This is a genomic window from Rathayibacter sp. AY1A5 (assembly GCF_002930875.1).
Classification (GTDB): Bacteria; Actinomycetota; Actinomycetes; order Actinomycetales; family Microbacteriaceae; genus Rathayibacter.
The window spans coordinates 157463-177184 of sequence record NZ_PSTM01000005.1 but is presented as its reverse complement, the minus strand read 5'-3'; the positions used below and the strand labels follow the sequence as shown (position 1 = coordinate 177184).

Sequence of the window (19722 nt, the reverse complement as noted above, 5' to 3'; positions counted from 1 at the left end):
TCTGCCCGTCACGCGGTGCGGGCGGGGGTGTCGGCGGCGCGTGGCAGCATGGGGCGGTGCCTCCCGAGTCGACCCCCTCCTCCTGGCGCGCCCGCGTCGGCGAGCTCAGCGGACCCCCCGAGGCCGAGTCGCCGACCGTCCTCACTCCGATCGGGCTGCAGTTCGAGCTGCGCCGGCTGGTGCGCCGGGCCGACGATCCGTGGCGGGCGCCGGCGAGCGAGCGCGTCACGGCGAAGACCTACGATCCCGACGAGCGCCGCGACCACCGTCTGGCCACCCGCCCCGCCGTCCGTGGGCGCGGGGGCGCCTGGAACCGCACCACCCTCACCTGGAAGTCGCTGAACTTCCAGACCCACCGGCTCTCGCTCGACCCCGCTCACCAGCGCTGGTTCGCCGAGTTCGCGGCTCTGCACCGCGCCACGCGCACCGTCCACCTCGGGCAGGACCCCGACTGGATCCACCTCGACGACTACGAGAGCCCACTGCTCTGGCGGCTGCTCGAGCAGGCGCAGGCCGCCGGGATCCCGCTGCTCGCCCCGGAGAAGGGCGCGGTCCGTCTCGCCGGTCCCGCGCATGTGGCGGTGACGGTCTCGGCGGAGGAGGGAGCGCTCCGGCTGCGGCCCGTCCTGCGGATCGACGGCGCGGAGCACGCGCCCGAGTCGGCGCGTCCGGTCGCCCGGCACGGCGTCTACGCGGTCGAGGGCGGCGATCCGTCCTCGCTCCTGCTCGCGCCCGCGTCCCTGCCCTTCGACGACGAGGAGCTGCGGCTCCTCGACCACCCCGAGGAGACGGAGGTCCCGGCGGAGGACGTGCCCGAGTTCGTCGGCGAGCACCTCCCCGCCCTCCGCGGCCGCGTCGCGGTGCGCGAGGAGGGCGTCGACCTCGTCCTGGACGATCCGGAGCCCCCGCGCCTGGTCTGCACGGTCTCGTTCGAGCCGCGGCGCGCCGTCAGGGTGGGCTGGCACTGGCGCCGCTCGCCCGATCGCGCGGGCGAGCTCGACGGCACGGCCGACGCGGCTCTCGAGCGCGCGGTGCTCCGCCGGGTGCGCTCGGTGCTCGGCGAGGCCGGGTCCGCTCTCGTGCCGGAGCCGGGGACGAGCGCGGTCCTGCGCGGGGCCGAGGCGGCGGTGTTCGTGGTGGAGCAGCTCCCGCAGCTGGAGGGGATCGGCGGGGTCCGGATCGAGCGCGAGGGCGCGGCCCCGGACTACCGCCTGCTGACCGGACCGCTCACGCTCACCATCACCGCGGTCGACACCGAGAGCGCCGACTGGTTCGACCTCGGCGTCGTCGTGACCATCGGCGACGCGACCGTGCCGTTCCTGCCCCTCTTCCGCGCTCTGGCCGCGGGCGGCGACCGCATCCGCCTGGTCGACCACTCCTACCTCTCGCTCGCGCACCCCGGCCTCGACCGGCTCCGGGAGCTGCTGACCCGGGCGGACGAGCTCGAGGAGTGGGAGACGGGACCGCGGCTCGGCCGGCACCAGGCCGGGCTGTGGAACGAGCTGGAGGAGCTCGCCGACGAGAGCGTCCCCTCCGACGCGTGGCGCGCCGTGCTCGACTCCGCGCTGGCCGCCGGGTCGCCGGAGGACGTGGAGCCGCCGGAGGGCCTGACCGCCCGGCTGCGTCCGTACCAGCGGGCGGGCTACGCCTGGCTCGTGCACCGCCTCCGTCACGGGCTCGGCGGGATCCTGGCCGACGACATGGGCCTCGGCAAGACCCTGCAGGCGCTGGCCATGATGCTCGACGCGGTCGAGGAGGCGGGCCGCGCCGGGATCCGCCGCGCGCCGTTCCTCGTGGTCGCCCCCACCTCGGTCGTGCCGGGCTGGCGCTCGGAGGCCGAGCGCTTCGCGCCCGCCCTGCGCGTCCACGTCGTCGCGAGCTCGCGGGAGGGCGCGCTCGACGCGATCCCGGCCGACGCGGACGTGGTCCTCACCAGCTACGCGGTCCTGCGCCTCGGCGGCGAGCGCTGGGCGTCGAGGACGTGGTCGGCGCTGATCCTCGACGAGGCCCAGTTCGTCAAGAACCCCGCCTCGCAGACGCACCGGGCCGCCCGCGGGGTCGGCGCGCCCGTCACGCTCGCGCTCACCGGCACACCGCTGGAGAACTCGCTCGACGAGCTCTGGGCGGTCCTCGCCCTGGTGGCGCCCGGGCTCCTGCCGCCGCTGCGCCGCTTCCGCGAGGAGTACACCCGGCCGATCCTGCACGCGGAGGCGCCCGTCGGCATCGCCTCGCCCGATCTGTCCGAGGGACGGACCGTCAGCCACACCGAGGGCGCGCGCCGCCGCCTCGAGAGACTGCGCCGGCGACTGCGTCCGTTCCTGCTCCGCCGCACCAAGGAGGCGGTGGCGCCGGAGCTCCCCGAGAAGCAGGAGCAGACGATCGAGGTCGCGCTGACGCCCGCCCACCGGGTGCTCTACGACGGCTACCTCCAGCGCGAGCGGCGGAAGCTCCTGGGCCTGGTCGACGACCTCGACCGGCAGCGCTTCACGGTGTTCCGATCGCTCACCCTCCTGCGCCTGCTCGCGCTCGACGCGTCCCTGGTCGACCCGGCCTACCGGCACGTCCCGTCCGCGAAGCTCGACGTGCTCGTCGAGCAGCTCGACGACGTGATCGCGGAAGGCCGTCGGGCCCTCGTCTTCAGCACCTTCACCTCGTACCTGGAGCGGGCGGGGGAGCGGCTGCGTCGGCGCGGCATCCCGTTCGTGCAGCTCGACGGCTCCACGCGGGACCGCGCGGGAGTGATCGAGGAGTTCCGCTCGGGAGCCGCGCCCGTCTTCCTGATCAGCCTGAAGGCGGGCGGCACCGGGCTCACCCTCACCGAGGCCGACCACGTCTTCATCCTCGACCCGTGGTGGAACCCGGCGGCCGAGGCGCAGGCCGTCGACCGCGCGCACCGCATCGGCCAGGAGCGGCGGGTGAACGTGTACCGGCTGGTGGCGACGGACACGATCGAGGAGAAGATCGTGCGCCTCCAGGAGCGCAAGGGCCGCCTCAGCACGGCGGTGCTCGACGAGGGCGAGCTCTTCGCCCGGGCGCTGTCGGCCGACGACGTCCGCGAACTGCTGGCCGAGTGACCACGGCCCCACGAAGGGTGACAGAACGGCCAGCCGCGGCCCAGGATCCGAGCGCACACTGAGCGGATGAGACGCCGCCGCCCCCGCCCCCGCGCCGACTGGATCGTGGCCCTCGAGAAGGGCGACGACGCCGGGCTCTTCGGACCGGGCAGCGCGGTCTGGGCGGTCAACGGCGGCCTGCCCACGATGATCGCCGGAGTGCGGGCTCTGCTCATGCAGACCCTCCACGCCGGAGCGATGGCCGGTGTGCACGACCACTCCCGCTACCGCGAGGACCCGATGGGCCGGCTCGACAACACGGTCCGCTGGGTCCTGACCACCAGCTTCGGCGACACCGCCGCGGCGAGCGGAGCGGCGCGCTGGGTGACCGGCGTGCACGAGCGGATCGTCGGCTCCTACGAGGACGCCGGCGGGCGCGAGCGCTCCTACTCGGCGCAGGACCCCCGCCTGCTGCTCTGGGTGCACGACGCCTTCACCGACGCGTTCCTCGGCGCCCACGAGATCTGGGGCGGACGGATCCCCGGCGGCCCCGACGCCTACGTGCGCGAGTGGGCCGCCTCCGGCCGGCTGCTCGGAGTGCAGGATCCGCCCGAGAGCGTCGCGGAGCTCCGCGCGCAGCTCGCCGGATTCGCGGGCGAGCTCAAGCCCGACGCACGCGTGCACGAGGCGGTCGGCTTCCTCCGCGACATCCGGCTGCCGGGCGAGGCGGGCGTGGTCTACCCGCTGCTGTTCGCCGGCGCGGTCGCCTCACTCAGCCCCGAGGTGCGGAGGCTCCTGGGCCTCCGGCGCCCGTGGTGGCCCGCGATCACGGCGAACCGCCTGCTGTTCGTGTTCCTGGGCCGGTATCTCGGCCGGGTCTCGCCGAGCGAGCAGGCCGCGATCGACCGCATCGCCGGCCTCGACCAGGTTCGCACGGGCGCCTGACGCTCTTCCCGTACACCTGTCCGGGAAGTGGTAGACTGACGTCGATGACTCCCGCCCGCCTCGCCTCCGTGCCCGCGGCGGAGTCCCCCTCGGCGCTCGGCTCCGCCGATCCGCGAGCCCGGCGCACCCGCCGCCGCGTGTTCGACGCGGTCGAGCGGCTCGTCATGCAGAGCGACGGCGAGAGGGCCGAGGGCATCGCGGTGAGCGACATCGTGCGCGAGGCCGGGATCAGCCGCAGCTCGTTCTACGCCCACTTCGACGACGCGGCGGGAGTCGCCTCCGCGCTGCTCCGCCAGGACCTCGTGGTCGCCGACGTCGCCGAGGGCGATCCCGCCGACCGCTCCGGAGCCGACGCCCTGCAGCGCGGCTACTCGCGGCTCGTCGAGCGGCTGGTCGACCGCCACGCCTTCCATGCCCGGCTCCGCGCGCTGCCCTCCGCCCGGGTCGCCTCCGACGACGCCGTGCTCGACACGGCGCTCGCCCTGCACCGCGAGGTGCTCGCCCGGGTCGACGTCCCCGCAGCGGTCGACCCCGAGCTCACCGCGGTCTTCGCGGCCGGCGGCGTCCTCTCCGTGGTCGGCGCCTGGCTCGCCGGCTCCCTCGACGGCACCGACGAGGAGCTGGTCGAGCACCTCGTCGCGCTGCTCCCGGCCTGGCTCGCCGCGGCGCCGCTGCGCCCCCTGGACTCCTCACTCCCACCACGCCCCACGACGAAAGGCACGACATGATGACATTCGAGGTCGGCGAGACCCTGGTCTACCCGCACCACGGAGCGGTGACGATCACCGGGCTCGAGAAGCGCTCGGTCAAGGGCGTCGAGAAGACGTTCATGACGATGAACGTGCACACCAGCGAGCTCACCATCACCCTCCCCGTCGAGAACGCCGAGCTCGTCGGCGTCCGCGAGATCATCGACGACGCCGGAGTCCAGGCGGTCTACGACGTCCTGCGCAGCGACGTCGCGGAGGAGGCCAGCAACTGGTCCCGCCGCTTCAAGGCCAACCAGGAGAAGATGGCCAGCGGCAGCGTGTACCGCGTCAGCGAGGTCGTCCGCGACCTGTGGCGCCGCGAGCAGGCGGGCGGCGTCTCGGCCGGCGAGAAGCGGATGCTCCTCAAGGCGCGTCAGATCCTCGTGTCGGAGCTCTCGCTCGCCCTGAAGGGCACCGACGAGGAGGCCTCGGCCAAGCTCGACGAGGTCCTCGCCTCGGCGATCTGACCCCGCGTCGCGGCGGGTCGGCTCACTCGGGCCGGCACGCCGCGATGATCCTCGCGGCGACCTCGTCCTGCGAGGCGGAGCCGTCGATCCGCACCAGGAGCTCGCGCTCGTCGTAGACCTCCGCCAGAGGAGCCGTCTCGCGCTCGTAGACCTCGATCCGGTTCCGCACCACCTCGGGGTCGTCGTCGGCGCGGTCCTGCTCCTGCGCCCGCACGTGCAGCCGTTCGAGGACCACGTCTGCGTCGGCCGTCAGCAGCACGACGCACGAGAGCGGCGTGCCCCGCTCCTCGAGGAGCTCCGCCAGCGCGTCCACCTGGGCGAGCGTGCGCGGGTAGCCGTCGAGGATGAACCCGTCCCGGGCGTCCTCCTCGGCGATGCGCTCGGCGACCAGGGCGTTCGTCAGCTCGTCCGGCACGTACTCGCCGGCCTCCACGAGCGCCCGCAGACGCCGTCCGAGGTCGGTGCCGTCGGCGACGTGCGCGCGGAACAGATCGCCGGTGGAGATCGCCGGCACCCCCAGCTCGCGCGACAGCACGGCCGCCTGGGTGCCCTTGCCCACGCCGGGCGGGCCCATCATGATGACGCGCATCGCTCGTCCTCCTCGGTGTCGTCAGGCGATGCTAGCGGTGCGGAGCGGGGTGGCCGGTGCACACCGCGCCCGTAGGCTGGCGGGACGAGCCGAGGAGGAGCGATGCCCGCAGCACCCGGGGCCGAGCAGGCCGCCGCCGATCTGGCCGCGCTCCTGCGCGAGGTCTCCGCAGAGCTCGACGCCCGCGGCATCGCCGACCAGGCCGTCGCCGAGCTGCGGACGCCGCGCGCGATCCTCGGCTTCCACCGCAAGCCGGTGATGGCGCCGGTGACCCGCGCGTGGCGCCTCGGCGTGCTCCTCCTCGGACGCGAGGGAGAGCTCCTCGCGACGGGCTCTGTCACGCGTGCCGTCGCTCCGCTGCACGCCAACAACCAGTCCGAGTCGCAGGAGGCGCGCCGCGAGATCCGGCGCGCCGCCTTCGACGGTCCGTTCCAGGAGGGCGAGATCGTCAACTACGGCTGCCGGCGCCTCGCACTGGACGCCGCAGCGCTCGAGTCGGGCCAGGAGCCGCTGGCACTGCACGGCTCCGAGGTGCTCGTGCGCTGGGCGCCCGGTCTGGGAGAGCAGGGACTGATGCCGCTGCGCCGGTACCTGGCCGACCGCCTCGACCTCCTCGAGGCCGACTAGCGCCGGGTCACTCCTCCTCGGCCACCGGGTGGAACCACGGCGGGTAGACGGCGACGCGGGGAGAGGCGTCGATGCCCTCGAAGAGAGCCTTGACGCGGTTGCGGGCGGCGACCGACGCCACGCCGACCGTCGCGACGCCCTCGAGCGGGAAGCGCTCGGGCACGAGCGCCTCGGCGCTGCGCAGGGCCGGCTCGTCGACCAGGAGGCGCGCGAAGGTGCGCACGAGCGCGTCGCCCTCGGTGAAGCGCGTGAGGACGTGGGAGGCGTCGCCGTCGCTCAGGACCGGGGCGGAGGCGAGCGAGCCCACCAGGACGACGTACTGCGAAGCGGTGGTCTCGTGGGCGCTCGGCGACCAGTGCGGAGCGACCCGCTCGCCGCGCAGGTCGGCCCAGAGGGCGGCGTCGGGGGAGAGGAAGAAGGGCACGAAGCCGGCGACGCTGACGCCGTCCTTCACCTGCACGGCACGGCGGTGCTCGCGGGTGGTCTCGGCGCTGACGTCGATCGCGGGGCGCTCCTGGAGCTGCTGGTCCGCCAGGATCGCGCCGGCGGCGACGATCGCCTCGAGGTTGTCGAGGTGGGTGACGTGGTAGATCCGCTGCGCGGCGATGTCGACCTTCGGCAGGGGCTTCTCGCGCGCCGTGCCGCGGGCGGCGGCACGGGCGGTGGCCGCACGGGAGGTCCCGGGCACGCGCGCGGGGGCGCGGGTGGCACGGCCGACCTGCTCGGGGAGCTTCTTCGGGGTGCAGACGTCGCAGAGCGCGATGTCGAGGCCGTGGATGCATTCGGTGGGCACTCTGGATTCCTTCTGCGCGCGGGCTCGGGGTTCCGCCGCAGGGACGACGTTACGCGACCGGGGCCCCCGCGCGTCCCGGCGGCGGGGATCTGCGGAGCCGCGGCGTCCGCCCGGGCATCCTCTGGGAGGCGCCGGAGCACCGCTCCCCGCCGCGTAGCGTGAGCGGGATGAAGCGCGTGCCGCCCGCCGAGGGCCAGGAATCCGTCTGGGACTACCCGCGACCCCCGAGGGTCGAGACCACCACCGAGCACGTGGTCGTGCGGCTGGGCGGCGTCGTCGTCGCCGAGTCCCGCGACGCTCTCCGCGTCCTCGAGACGAGCCACCCTCCCGTCTACTACCTCCCCGTGTCCTCGTTCGCGCCCGGGGCGCTCGAGCCCGCGCCCGGCCGCAGCATCTGCGAGTTCAAGGGCGCGGCCTCCTACCTGACCGTGCGCGGGGGAGGAGGAGCGGTCGCGGAGGCGGCGGGCTGGACGTACCCCGAGCCGATGGCCGGCTTCGAGGCCCTCGTCGACACCGTCGCCCTCTACCCCGGCCGGATGGACTCCTGCACGGTCGACGGCGAGGCGGTCCAGCCGCAGCCGGGCGACTTCTACGGCGGCTGGATCACCTCGCGCGTGGTCGGTCCGTTCAAGGGCTCGCCGGGCACGATGTTCTGGTGAATCAGACGGGGGAGGGCGGACCGAGCGGATCCTGGACGAGGACCGCTCGTGCGGCGTCGATCCCCGAGGCCTCCAGCGTCCATTCCGGCCGCACCAGGGTCTCCGGTGTGACGCGGAACCGCAGCTCCTCGACCGGCGCACCGTCCGGACCGACGATCCGGTGCGTCCCGTTCGGCCGGTAGCCGAGGGCCTCCGAGACCCGGATCGAGCGGGTGTTCCAGGCGAGAGCGGCGCTCTCGGCGACCTCGGCTCCGAGGTGGTCGAAGGCGAGGAGGAGCACGGCGGCGCGCATCTCCCGCCCGAGGCCGCGGCCCTGCGCCGAGCGGGTGAGCCACGAGCCCGAGGTCAGGGTGCGGGTGGCGGCGAAGGACTCGGCGACCACGTCCTGGCAGCCGACGACCCGGCCGTCCTCGACCACGGCGAACGCGACGCGCCACGACTCCCGCGTCGTCTGCGCGCGCTGCGACCAGTGGAAGCGGGCGAGCTCGCCGGGCAGGCGCTCCGCCGGCGCCTCGGCCCAGGGGGAGGGGAACGGCGAGCGGCCGCTCTCGTGCACGCCCGCGAGGGCCGCGTCGGCGAGAGGGCCGAGGTCGGCGTCGCGGACCGGATGCAGCTCGAGCCGCGGCGTGCGCAGCTCCAGCGAGAACAGGGGCCAGGGGTCGGTGCTCATCCGACGACGCTAGCGAGCGGAGGCGCGCACCGCGCGACCAGGCGGGTACCGGTGGTGGGACTCGAACCCACAAGCCCTCTCGGACAGAGCATTTTGAGTGCCCCGCGTCTGCCATTCCGCCACACCGGCTCATCACCAGCCCGTCGAGAATACCGTAGGCTCATCGGCGTGACTGACCAGGAACCCTCGTCGACCGCACCCCGTCGGGTCGTCGTCGCCGAAGACGAATCCCTCATCCGCCTCGACATCGTGGAGATCCTCCGCGACAACGGCTTCGAGGTCGTCGGCGAGGCCGGCGACGGCGAGACCGCTGTGGCCCTCGCCACCGAGCTGCGCCCCGATCTCGTCATCATGGACGTCAAGATGCCCCAGCTCGACGGCATCTCGGCGGCCGAGCGCCTCTCGAAGGCGCACATCGCGCCCGTCGTCCTGCTCACCGCCTTCAGCCAGAAGGAGCTCGTCGAGCGCGCCAGCGAGGCCGGAGCGCTCGCCTACGTCGTGAAGCCCTTCACGCCCAACGACCTGCTGCCCGCGATCGAGATCGCCCTCTCGCGGTACGCCCAGATCCTCACCCTCGAGGCCGAGGTCGCCGACATGGTCGAGCGCTTCGAGACCCGCAAGCTCGTCGACCGCGCCAAGGGCCTGCTCAACGAGAAGATGGGACTCACCGAGCCCGAGGCGTTCCGCTGGATCCAGAAGGCCTCCATGGACCGCCGGCTCACCATGCACGACGTCGCGCAGGCGATCATCGAGCAGCTGAGCACGAAGAAGGCCTAGCGCGAGGCCGGGCCCGAGGGCCCACGGCCTCAGGGCCAGAGGCGGGTGCGCTCCCACGGGGAGCCGCCCGCCTCCGTCGTTCCCGGGCGGTACTCGAGACGGGTGTGATCCTGCTCCGGCGCGGTCGAGCCCTGCCAGAACTCGATGCGCTCGGGCACGACGCGGTAGACGGCCCACTCCCGGTCGAGCGTCGCGGGCGAGCAGCCCACGGCGACGCTGGTCTGGAGCGTGACGAGGCCGAAGTCCTGCGCGCTGCGCATCGGCTCGCTCTGGCGTCCGACGAGCAGGGCGGTGCGAGCGGCCTCGGAGCGGCGGCGGAAGTCGTCGGCCGACTCCTGCGCGGAGGCGCGCTCGACCCGGCCCTCGACCCGGACCTGACGGCCCTGGACCGGCCAGAAGAAGGTCAGCGCGGCGTGCGGGTTCTCCTCCATGGCGCGTCCCTTGGGGCTGGTGGCATGGGTGGAGAACGCCCAGCCCGCCTCGTCGATCTCGCGCAGCACGAGCACGCGCGCCGAGACGGTGCCGTCGTCGGAGGCGGTGGAGAGCGTGGCGCCGTGGGGGAGGAGCTGGCCCGCGTCCTTCGCCTCCTCGAGCCACTGCGCGAACAGCTCGAGAGGATCGGCCGGAGCCGCCTCCGCATCGAACGAGGGCAGGTCGGAGGGCATGGACGGGAGGCTCTTGAGGAGATGGCGAAGGCTCATCCGCTCAGTGTCGCCCTTCGGGCACCACCGGGCACAGTCGCGCGCCGTCGCTTGACAGTGCCGCTCGCCGCGGTGCCGGGCCTCCGAGCGGCGCGGCCGACCGGTCGATCCCCGGTCGCGCGCAGGCGCGGGCGGTCCTGACGGCGATCGCGGTCCTCGCCCTCCGCTCCCGCGAGGGGGACCCGTCCGCTCCCCGTCAGCGGGCGTCTCGGATGATGTTGGTGATCCGCACGGTGGAGAGGCGGCGCCCCTCCTGGTCGCGCACGACGATCTCGTGGGTGGTGAGGGTGGAGCCCAGGTGGATCGCGTCGCAGGTGGCGATCACGAAGCCCGAGTGGACCGACCGGCTGTGGCTCGCGTTCAGCTCGATGCCCATCGCCAGGCGGCCCGCGCCGGCGTGCACGTTCGCCGCGATCGAGCCCATCGACTCGGCGAGCACGACGTGCGCGCCGCCGTGCAGGATGCCGACCGGCTGCCGGTTGCCCTCGACGGGCATCGAGGCCACCGAGTGCTGCGGGGTGAGCTCGTGCCAGAGGATCCCCATCCGCTCGGCGAGCTCGCCCATGCCGCGGCCGATCCCGGCGACCAGGTCTAGCGCGGGCGGGCGGATCCAGGCGGTCGTGGTGGGGGTCGGCTCGGTCACGTCGCTCCTCGCGCTGGAGCCTCGGAGCGGCCCTGACCGGCGGGCGCGAGCGGGCCGATCCGGTGTCGGAGGCGCTGTGTAGTCTGGCCCTGTGTCAGATCCGGAACAGCCTACCCTCCTGCTCGTCGACGGCCATTCCCTGGCGTTCCGGGCGTTCTACGCGCTCCCGGTCGACAGCTTCCAGACCCGCGAGGGCCAGCACACCAACGCCATCCACGGCTTCCTCTCGATGCTGATCCTGCTGCTGAAGAACGAGAAGCCGACCCACCTCGGCGTCGCGTTCGACATCTCCCGCTACTCGTTCCGCACCCGCGAGTACCCGGAGTACAAGGGCACCCGCGGCGAGACGCCGCCCGAGTTCAAGGGCCAGGTCCCCCTCCTCGAGGAGGCGCTGCACGCCATGAACATCCGGACCGTCTCGAAGGAGGACTTCGAGGCCGACGACATCCTCGCGACGCTCGCGCGCCAGGGGGCCGAGGCCGGCTTCCGCGTGCTGGTCGTCTCGGGCGATCGCGACACCATACAGCTGGTGACCCCGGACGTCACCCTGCTCTACCCCTCCACCCAGGGCGTCTCGCAGCTCACCCGCTACGACCGCGACAAGGTGTTCGAGAAGTACGGCGTCGAGCCGCACCAGTACCCCGAGATCGCCGCCCTCGTCGGCGAGACGAGCGACAACCTGCCCGGCGTCGACAAGGTCGGCCCCAAGACGGCCGCGAAGTGGGTCAACCAGTACGGAACGGTCGCCGACATCATCGCCCACGCCGACGAGATCAAGGGCGTGGTCGGCGAGAAGCTGCGCGAGCAGAAGGAGAACGCGCTCCGCAACCGCCGCCTCAACCGGCTGGTGACGGACGTCGAGCTCCCCCTCGGCCCGCACGATCTGACGCGCCGCCCGATCGATCCCGACGCGGTCCGCGAGATCTTCAGCCGCCTCGAGTTCAAGACCCTGCAGGAGCGGGTCCTGACGATCGCCGCGGAGGAGGGCGTCGACGGCGCCGCCGCGGCCCTGGCGGGCGACGTGGTCACGACCTCCGCACCCGCCGTCCGCACCCTGGTCGACGAGGAGCTCGCGCACTGGCTCGACCGCGTGTCGGCGAAGGGCACCGCGCCCGTCGCCGTGCAGGTCCTGCTCGGAGCCGGCGGGCTCGAGGGTGTGGGTCTCGCGGTCGAGAAGGAGACGGCGTTCGTCCCGTGGGCCGCCGAGCGACCCGACTACACCGCGCTCGAGCAGTGGCTGGCCGGGCCCGCCCCCAAGTACTTCGCCGACGCGAAGCCCCAGATCAAGGCGCTGCGGAGGGCCGGACTCCCCGTCGCGGGGCTCGCGTTCGACACCCGCGTCGCCTCCTGGCTGGTGCAGCCCACCGGGCACCCGGCCACGCTCGCGGCGCAGGTCGCGCAGCACCTCGACGAGACCATGGCGCAGGGCGACCCGAACCAGCTGGTCCCCACCGTCGAGCCGATGGGGCCCGCCACCGAGGCCTGGTACGCGTACCGGCTCGTCGCTCCGCTGCGCGAGCGGCTGGGCGAGGGGATGCTCTCGGTGCTCGTCGACATCGAGCTGCCGATCGTCCAGGTCCTCGCGACGATGGAGCTCACCGGCGTCGCGATCGACGCCGACGTGCTGGCGCGCCTCCGCGCCGAGCTGACCGTCTCGGCCGCCGACCTCGCGAGCCGCGCGTTCGCGGAGATCGGCCACGAGATGAACCTCGGCTCGCCCAAGCAGCTGCAGCAGGTCCTCTTCGAGGAGCTCGACATGCCGCGCACCCGGGCCACGAAGACGGGCTACACCACCGACGCCTCCGCCCTCGCCGACCTGCAGGAGTCCCACCCGCACCCGTTCCTCGGGCTGCTCCTCGAGCACCGCGACGCGACCAAGCTCAAGCAGATCATCGAGACGCTCGAGAAGTCGGTCACCGCCGACGGCCGGATCCACACCAGCTACGACCAGACCGGCACGGCCACCGGCCGGATCTCCTCCAACGACCCGAACCTGCAGAACATCCCCGTCCGCAGCGAGGTGGGCCGCCGCATCCGCACCGCCTTCGTCCACGGAGCGGACGCGAGCACCCTCCTCACCGCCGACTACTCGCAGATCGAGATGCGGATCATGGCGCACCTCTCCGGGGACGCCGGGCTGATCGAGGCCTTCCACTCCGGCGAGGACCTGCACCGCTTCGTCGGATCGCGGATCTTCGGCGTCGATCCGGGCGACGTCACCTCGGCCATGCGCAACAAGGTCAAGGCGATGTCGTACGGCCTCGCCTACGGCCTGAGCGCCTTCGGCCTGTCGAAGCAGCTGCGCATCTCGAGCGCCGAGGCGAAGCAGCTGATGACCGACTACTTCGTCCGCTTCGGCGCGGTGCGCGACTACCTCCGCAGCGTCGTCGAGCAGGCCCGCGAGACCGGCTACACCGAGACGATCTTCGGTCGCCGGCGTCCCTTCCCCGACCTGCAGAGCGCGAACCGCGTCCTCCGCGACAACGCCGAGCGGGCGGCGCTCAACTCGCCGATCCAGGGCTCGGCCGCCGACATCATGAAGCGCGCGATGATCGGCGTGCAGGCCGACCTCGACGAGCAGGGGCTCGGCTCGCGGATGCTCCTCCAGGTGCACGACGAGCTGATCTTCGACGTCGCCCCCGGCGAGGAGGAGTCGCTCGAGGCGGTCGTCCGCGGCCGGATGGCGGGTGCCGCCGACCTGAGCGTCCCGCTCGAGGTGCAGGTGGGCCACGGATCCGACTGGGACGTCGCCGCGCACTGAGCCGGCCGCAGGGCCTGGCTAGGCTCGGAGGCATGAGCACCGACACCCCCCGCGAGCCCACCGCCGTCGACGCCGTCGCCGAGCGCTGGGTCGACACGCTCGTCGACCTCGACCCCACCCTCGGCACCGCGATCGGACGCAGCGGCGCGAACGGCCGTCTGGGCGACTACTCGCCGGCCGGTCTCGAGCAGGCCCGGGCGGCGACCGCCTCGGCCCTCGCCGAGCTCGAGGCCGCCGACCCCGTGGACGACGTCGACCGCGTCACGGCCGCCGACCTCGGCGCCGAGCTCCGGCTCTCCCTGGAGGGGCACGACGCCGGTCTGCCGCTGCGGGACCTCAACGTGATCGCGTCCCCGGCGCAGGAGCTGCGCGACGCCTTCGACCTGATGCCGACGGACGAGGTCGCCGACTGGGAGGCGGTCGCCGAGCGGCTGCTGGCCGTGCCGGCCGCCCTCGAGGGCTACGCGGAGACCCTGCGCGAGGGGATCCGCACCGGCGTGGTCCCCGCCCGCCGCCAGGTCGAGCTCGTCGCCGAGCAGGCGCGGAAGATCGCCGCTCCCCGCGGGTTCTTCGCCGAGCTGGCCGCGGAGGCCGCTCCCGCCGCCGGATCCCTGCCCGCGTCGCTCGCTCAGCGGCTGGAGGACGGCGCCCGCCGTGCCTCGGCCGCCTACGGGTCGCTCGCGCAGTTCCTCCGGGGCGAGCTCGCCCCCGCCGCGACCGAGCAGGACGCCGTCGGCCGGGAGCTGTACGCGCTGCACTCCCGCCGCTTCCTCGGCGCTGTCGTCGACCTCGACGAGACCTACGAGTGGGGGATCGAGGAGCTGGCCCGCATGACGTCCGAGCAGGAGGCGATCGCGCGCGAGATCCTGCCCGGCGCCTCCGTCGCCGAGGCGATCGCCCACCTCGAGGCGGACCCGGCCCGCACTCTGCACGGCGTCGACGCTCTGCAGGCGTGGATGCAGGAGACCAGCGACCGCTCCGTCCGCGAGCTCGCCGGCACCGCCTTCGACATCCCGGAGGAGGTGCGCCGCCTCGAGTGCAGGATCGCGCCGACCCAGGAGGGCGGCATCTACTACACCGGTCCGAGCGACGACTTCTCGCGCCCAGGGCGGATGTGGTGGTCGGTCCCGGCCGGAGTCACCGAGTTCGCCACCTGGCGGGAGCTGACCACGGTCTACCACGAGGGCGTCCCGGGCCATCACCTGCAGATCGGCCAGGCCGTCCACAACCGCGCCCGCCTCAACACCTGGCGCCGTCAGCTCGCCGGGACCTCCGGCCACGCCGAGGGCTGGGCGCTCTACGCGGAGCGGCTGATGGAGCGCTTCGGCTACCTCGACGACCCGGCCGACCGCCTGGGCATGCTCGACGGCCAGCGGATGCGCGCGGCGCGCGTCGTGCTGGACATCGGCGTGCACCTCCAGAAGCCGATGCCGGGCTCCGGCACCGTCTGGACCGCCGAGTCGGCCCTCGACTTCATGCGGGCCAACGTGAACATGGACGACGCGTTCGTGCGCTTCGAGGTGAACCGGTACCTCGGCTGGCCGGGGCAGGCTCCGTCCTACAAGATCGGGCAGCGGATCTGGGAGCAGCTGCGCGACGAGGCGGAGGCGCGCGAGGGCGCCGCGTTCTCGCTCGCGGCCTTCCACCGGAGGGCGCTCGACCTCGGCGGCGTCGGTCTCGACACCCTCCGCTCCTCCCTCGCCGGCTGACTCCGGAACCCGCGCCTGGACGGGCGCGGCGAGATTGCCGTGCGCCTCCCGGGGCGTCTAAGCTGGGGTGTCACATCTGTGGCGCCGCCGTGCCCGCGGCGCGCGAGGAAGGCCGGTCCTCCGGCCGGCCGAGCGCGGCTCCCGGGCCGGAGGCACATCCCTCACCACCGCAGTGGTCACCACTCCGCCGAGCCGCGAGGCCCGCAGGCGGCCGCCGCCCGAGACCCATCCATCCTGGAGCATCCCTTAATGACAACCGCAACGACCGACAAGGCAACCAAGCAGGTCGCGATCAACGACATCGGGTCTGCTGAAGACTTTCTTGCCGCGGTCGAAAAGACTCTGAAGTTCTTCAACGACGGAGACCTCATCGAAGGCACCGTCGTGAAGATCGACCGCGACGAGGTCCTCCTCGACGTCGGCTACAAGACCGAGGGCGTCATCCCCTCGCGCGAGCTCTCCATCAAGCACGACGTCGACCCCTCCGAGGTCGTCAACGTGGGCGACAGCGTCGAGGCCCTCGTCCTCCAGAAGGAGGACAAGGAGGGTCGCCTGATCCTGTCCAAGAAGCGTGCGCAGTACGAGCGTGCGTGGGGCGACGTCGAGAAGATCAAGGAGTCGGACGGCGTCGTCACCGGCTCGGTCATCGAGGTCGTCAAGGGCGGTCTCATCGTCGACATCGGCCTCCGCGGCTTCCTCCCGGCCTCGCTCATCGAGCTGCGCCGCGTCCGCGACCTCACGCCGTACCTCGGCCAGGAGATCGAGGCGAAGATCCTCGAGCTCGACAAGAACCGCAACAACGTGGTCCTGTCGCGTCGCGCGCTCCTCGAGCAGACCCAGTCCGAGAGCCGCACCACGTTCCTGAACAACCTGCACAAGGGTCAGGTCCGCAAGGGCGTCGTGTCGTCGATCGTCAACTTCGGTGCGTTCGTCGACCTCGGCGGGGTCGACGGTCTCGTCCACGTCTCCGAGCTCTCCTGGAAGCACATCGAGCACGCCTCCGAGGTCGTCGAGGTGGGCCAGGAGGTCACCGTCGAGATCCTCGAGGTCGACCTCGACCGCGAGCGCGTGTCGCTCTCGCTCAAGGCGACCCAGGAGGACCCGTGGCAGGTCTTCGCCCGCACCCACGCGATCGGACAGGTCGCGCCGGGCAAGGTCACGAAGCTGGTCCCGTTCGGTGCCTTCGTCCGCGTCGCGGACGGCATCGAGGGCCTCGTCCACATCTCCGAGCTGTCGGGCAAGCACGTCGAGCTCGCCGAGCAGGTCGTGTCGGTCGGCGAAGAGGTGTTCGTCAAGGTCATCGACATCGACCTCGACCGTCGCCGCATCTCCCTCTCGCTCAAGCAGGCGAACGAGAACGTCGACCCCGAGGGCACCGAGTTCGACCCGGCGCTCTACGGCATGGCCACGGAGTACGACGACCAGGGGAACTACAAGTACCCCGAGGGCTTCGACCCCGAGACCAACGAGTGGCGCGAGGGCTTCGAGTCGCAGCGCGAGGCCTGGGAGCAGGAGTACGCCGCTGCTCAGGCGCGCTGGGAGGCCCACAAGGCCCAGGTGGCCAAGTCGCAGGAGGAGGCGGCCACCGTCTCCGAGGGCGTCTCGGTCGGCGCCGGCTTCACCAGCGAGTCGACCACCGGCGGCACCCTCGCCGACGACGAGTCGCTCGCCGCGCTCCGCGAGAAGCTGTCCTCGAACAACTGATCGCGAGCACATCGCATTGAACGGCCGGTCCCCTCGGGGGCCGGCCGTTCGGCGTTCCGGGCGACGGCGCTGGGTAGGGTGGCCGGGTGCATCTCGTCGCCCTCACCGGAGGCATCGCCTCGGGCAAGTCCACCGTCGCCCGCCGTCTCGCCGAGCACGGAGCGGTGGTGGTCGACGCCGACGTCCTCGCGCGCGAGGTCGTCGAGCCGGGGGAGCCGGCGCTGGCGGCGATCGCCGAGCGCTTCGGCCCGTCCGTGATCCGCGCGGACGGCGCGCTCGACCGCCCGGCGCTCGGCGCGATCGTCTTCTCGGACGCGGCGGCCCGCGCCGACCTCAATGCGATCACCCATCCGGCGGTGACGCTCCGCTCGCAGCGGCTGTTCGCGGAGGCCGCCGAGGCGGACCCGGCCGCGGTGGTCGTCTACGACGTCCCCCTCCTCGCCGAGGGCCGTGGAGCGGGGGAGTTCGACGAGGTGGTCGTCGTGCACGCGCCGCAGCACCTCCGCATCGAGCGTCTCGTCGCCCTCCGGGGACTGACCGAGGAGGAGGCTCGTGCGCGGGTCTCGTCGCAGGCGAGCGACGAGGAGCGCCTCGCCCTCGCCGACGTCGTGATCGACTCCTCCGGCACGCTGGAGGAGACGCTCGCTCGGACCGACGCGCTGTGGGAGCGTCTCGCCCGCTGACGGTCCGTCCCGGCCACCCGCCCTCGTGGCCGAGCGGCCCGGCCGGAGAGCGCACCCCGTTCGCCGCCAGCGCACGCGCCGTCCGGTGTCGGTGGTCGCGGCTACGCTTCGAACCATGGAGCCAACCCGTGCCGTGCACCCGTTCGAGGTCATCAGCGAGTACAAGCCGAGCGGTGACCAGCCCGGCGCGATCGCCGATCTGAGCGCCCGCATCAACGCCGGCGAGACCGATGTCGTCCTGCTGGGCGCCACCGGGACCGGCAAGTCCGCGACCACGGCCTGGCTCGTCGAGGCCGTGCAGCGTCCCACGCTCGTGCTCGCGCACAACAAGACCCTCGCCGCGCAGCTCGCCAACGAGTTCCGCGAGCTGTTCCCCAACAACGCCGTCGAGTACTTCGTCTCGTACTACGACTACTACCAGCCCGAGGCCTACGTCCCGCAGACCGACACCTTCATCGAGAAGGACAGCTCGGTCAACGCCGAGGTCGAGCGGCTGCGCCACTCCACCACGAACTCGCTCCTGAGCCGCCGCGACGTGATCGTGGTGTCGACCGTCTCCTGCATCTACGGCCTCGGCCAGCCCGAGCAGTACCTCGAGGCGATGGTGGCGCTCCAGGTCGGCCAGCGGGTCGACCGGGACCGCCTCATCCGCAAGTTCGTGTCGATGCAGTACGCGCGCAACGACGTCGACTTCGCCCGCGGCACCTTCCGAGTGCGGGGCGACACGATCGAGATCATCCCGATGTACGAGGAGCTCGCGATCCGGATCGAGATGTTCGGCGACGAGATCGAGGCGCTCTACACGCTCCACCCGCTCACCGGCGACATCGTCCGGAAGCTCGACTCCGTGTCGGTCTTCCCCGGCTCGCACTACGTCGCCAGCCAGGACGTCATGCACCGTGCGATCGACACCATCCAGCAGGAGCTCGAGGTGCGCCTGGCCGACCTCGAGAAGCAGAACAAGCTCCTCGAGGCGCAGCGCCTGCGGATGCGCACGACCTTCGATCTCGAGATGATGCAGCAGATCGGATTCTGCTCCGGCATCGAGAACTACTCCCGCCACATCGACGGCCGCGAGTCGGGCGAGGCCCCGCACTGCCTGCTCGACTACTTCCCGGACGACTTCCTCGTCGTGATCGACGAGTCGCACGTGACGGTGCCGCAGATCGGTGCGATGTACGAGGGCGACGCGTCCCGCAAGCGCACGCTGGTCGAGCACGGCTTCCGCCTGCCCTCGGCGATGGACAACCGGCCCCTGAAGTGGGAGGAGTTCAAGTCGCGCGTCGGTCAGACCGTCTACCTCTCGGCGACCCCGGGCCGCTACGAGATGGGCATCGCCGACGGCATCGTCGAGCAGATCATCCGCCCGACCGGCCTGATCGACCCCGAGATCGTCGTCAAGCCGACGAAGGGCCAGATCGACGACCTGCTCGAGGAGATCAAGCGCCGCACCGAGCGCGACGAGCGCGTGCTCGTCACGACGCTGACGAAGCGCATGGCCGAGGAGCTCACCGACTTCCTCACGGAGGCCGGCGTCCGGGTCCGCTACCTGCACTCCGACGTCGACACCCTGAGGCGCGTCGAGCTCCTCTCGGAGCTGCGAGCGGGCGTGTACGACGTCCTGGTCGGCATCAACCTGCTGCGCGAGGGGCTCGACCTGCCCGAGGTCTCGCTCGTGGCGATCCTCGACGCCGACAAGGAGGGCTTCCTCCGCTCGTCCACGTCGCTCATCCAGACGATCGGCCGTGCGGCGCGCAACGTCTCGGGCGAGGTCCACATGTACGCCGACAAGGTGACGGACTCGATGCGGCTCGCGATCGACGAGACCGACCGCCGACGCGAGAAGCAGGTCGCCTACAACCTCGACCACGGCATCGACCCGACGCCGCTGCGGAAGAAGATCGCCGACATCACCGACGCCCTCGCCCGCGAGGGGGCCGACACCGCCAAGCTGCTCGCCGGGCGCGACGCCAAGAAGAAGAGCCCGACGCCGAACCTGCGCCGTCAGGGTCTCGCCGCGAACGGCGGCAACGACCTCGAGGCGATCATCTCCGACCTCAACGGGCAGATGCTCCAGGCGGCGGGCGAGCTCAAGTTCGAGCTCGCGGCCCGGCTGCGGGACGAGGTCCAGGAGCTCAAGCGCGAGCTCCGCCAGATGGAGAAGGCCGGGCACCTGTCCTGATCGGGGGCGC

General features: G+C 72.5%; 17 protein-coding genes and 1 tRNA gene. 12 read left to right on the top strand and 6 right to left on the bottom strand.

Annotated elements, in window-relative coordinates; genetic code table 11:
* Nucleotides 1-56: 56 nt before the first annotated feature.
* The 4 genes from C5B98_RS05175 (at nucleotide 57) to C5B98_RS05160 (ending at nucleotide 5214) form a co-directional block, all read left to right on the top strand.
* The gene (locus C5B98_RS05175; RefSeq protein WP_104327402.1) at nucleotides 57-3074 is read left to right on the top strand and encodes a DEAD/DEAH box helicase; all 3018 of its coding nucleotides are present in this window, start codon (nucleotides 57-59) and stop codon (nucleotides 3072-3074) included.
* A gap of 66 nt (nucleotides 3075-3140) precedes the next feature.
* On the top strand, nucleotides 3141-3998 hold the full coding sequence (locus C5B98_RS05170; RefSeq protein WP_104221875.1) for an oxygenase MpaB family protein: 858 nt from the start codon (nucleotides 3141-3143) through the stop codon (nucleotides 3996-3998).
* Between the two features lie 44 nt (nucleotides 3999-4042).
* A complete protein-coding gene (locus C5B98_RS05165) occupies nucleotides 4043-4726 on the top strand; it encodes a TetR/AcrR family transcriptional regulator (RefSeq protein WP_104327397.1) in 684 nt (227 codons plus the stop codon).
* On the top strand, nucleotides 4726-5214 hold the full coding sequence (locus C5B98_RS05160; protein WP_068257183.1) for a CarD family transcriptional regulator: 489 nt from the start codon (nucleotides 4726-4728) through the stop codon (nucleotides 5212-5214). The genes C5B98_RS05165 and C5B98_RS05160 overlap by 1 nt, the downstream gene beginning before the upstream one ends.
* A gap of 22 nt (nucleotides 5215-5236) precedes the next feature.
* Here the strand turns inward: C5B98_RS05160 and C5B98_RS05155 are convergent, their stop codons facing one another.
* Complete coding sequence (locus C5B98_RS05155) at nucleotides 5237-5803, bottom strand: adenylate kinase (RefSeq protein ID WP_104221879.1); 567 nt, start codon at nucleotides 5801-5803, stop codon at nucleotides 5237-5239.
* Nucleotides 5804-5905: 102 nt separating this feature from the next.
* Between C5B98_RS05155 and C5B98_RS05150 the strand changes: the two genes are divergently transcribed.
* Nucleotides 5906-6430, top strand: coding sequence for a hypothetical protein (locus C5B98_RS05150; protein WP_104221881.1), 525 nt, complete (start codon nucleotides 5906-5908; stop codon nucleotides 6428-6430).
* 7 nt (nucleotides 6431-6437) lie between these two features.
* Here the strand turns inward: C5B98_RS05150 and C5B98_RS05145 are convergent, their stop codons facing one another.
* Nucleotides 6438-7223, bottom strand: coding sequence for a DarT ssDNA thymidine ADP-ribosyltransferase family protein (locus C5B98_RS05145; protein ID WP_104221883.1), 786 nt, complete (start codon nucleotides 7221-7223; stop codon nucleotides 6438-6440).
* Between the two features lie 167 nt (nucleotides 7224-7390).
* Between C5B98_RS05145 and C5B98_RS05140 the strand changes: the two genes are divergently transcribed.
* A complete protein-coding gene (locus C5B98_RS05140) occupies nucleotides 7391-7882 on the top strand; it encodes a DUF427 domain-containing protein (RefSeq protein WP_104221885.1) in 492 nt (163 codons plus the stop codon).
* Nucleotide 7883: 1 nt separating this feature from the next.
* Here the strand turns inward: C5B98_RS05140 and C5B98_RS05135 are convergent, their stop codons facing one another.
* On the bottom strand, nucleotides 7884-8552 hold the full coding sequence (locus C5B98_RS05135; protein ID WP_104221887.1) for a GNAT family N-acetyltransferase: 669 nt from the start codon (nucleotides 8550-8552) through the stop codon (nucleotides 7884-7886).
* 46 nt (nucleotides 8553-8598) lie between these two features.
* A tRNA-Leu gene (locus tag C5B98_RS05130) sits at nucleotides 8599-8681 on the bottom strand.
* A gap of 39 nt (nucleotides 8682-8720) precedes the next feature.
* Here C5B98_RS05130 and C5B98_RS05125 point away from each other — a divergent pair.
* Nucleotides 8721-9329 carry an ANTAR domain-containing response regulator gene (locus C5B98_RS05125; protein WP_104221889.1) on the top strand — a complete coding sequence of 203 codons (609 nt, stop codon included), beginning with the start codon at nucleotides 8721-8723 and terminating at the stop codon, nucleotides 9327-9329.
* Nucleotides 9330-9358: 29 nt separating this feature from the next.
* On the opposite strand, the gene C5B98_RS05120 is transcribed toward C5B98_RS05125, so the two are convergent.
* Together C5B98_RS05120 and C5B98_RS05115 are read right to left on the bottom strand one after the other, a co-directional pair.
* Nucleotides 9359-10030 (bottom strand): pyridoxal 5'-phosphate synthase, encoded by a 672-nt coding sequence (locus C5B98_RS05120; RefSeq protein ID WP_104221891.1) that lies wholly within the window; start codon nucleotides 10028-10030, stop codon nucleotides 9359-9361.
* Nucleotides 10031-10226: 196 nt separating this feature from the next.
* On the bottom strand, nucleotides 10227-10673 hold the full coding sequence (locus C5B98_RS05115) for a PaaI family thioesterase (protein ID WP_374953047.1): 447 nt from the start codon (nucleotides 10671-10673) through the stop codon (nucleotides 10227-10229).
* Nucleotides 10674-10764: 91 nt separating this feature from the next.
* Between C5B98_RS05115 and polA the strand changes: the two genes are divergently transcribed.
* From polA to uvrB, 5 genes are all read left to right on the top strand, one after another.
* Nucleotides 10765-13434, top strand: a complete 2670-nt coding sequence (gene polA / locus C5B98_RS05110) for a DNA polymerase I (RefSeq protein ID WP_104221893.1) — start codon at nucleotides 10765-10767, stop codon at nucleotides 13432-13434.
* A gap of 32 nt (nucleotides 13435-13466) precedes the next feature.
* Nucleotides 13467-15143 carry a DUF885 domain-containing protein gene (locus C5B98_RS05105; protein ID WP_104221895.1) on the top strand — a complete coding sequence of 559 codons (1677 nt, stop codon included), beginning with the start codon at nucleotides 13467-13469 and terminating at the stop codon, nucleotides 15141-15143.
* Between the two features lie 249 nt (nucleotides 15144-15392).
* Nucleotides 15393-16847, top strand: coding sequence for a 30S ribosomal protein S1 (rpsA, locus tag C5B98_RS05100; protein WP_104221897.1), 1455 nt, complete (start codon nucleotides 15393-15395; stop codon nucleotides 16845-16847).
* Nucleotides 16848-16933: 86 nt separating this feature from the next.
* Nucleotides 16934-17530 (top strand): dephospho-CoA kinase, encoded by a 597-nt coding sequence (gene coaE, locus C5B98_RS05095; protein WP_104221899.1) that lies wholly within the window; start codon nucleotides 16934-16936, stop codon nucleotides 17528-17530.
* A 115-nt stretch (nucleotides 17531-17645) separates the two neighbouring features.
* Entirely contained in the window at nucleotides 17646-19712 is a 2067-nt protein-coding gene (uvrB, locus tag C5B98_RS05090) for an excinuclease ABC subunit UvrB (protein WP_104221901.1), read from the top strand.
* Nucleotides 19713-19722: the final 10 nt, after the last annotated feature.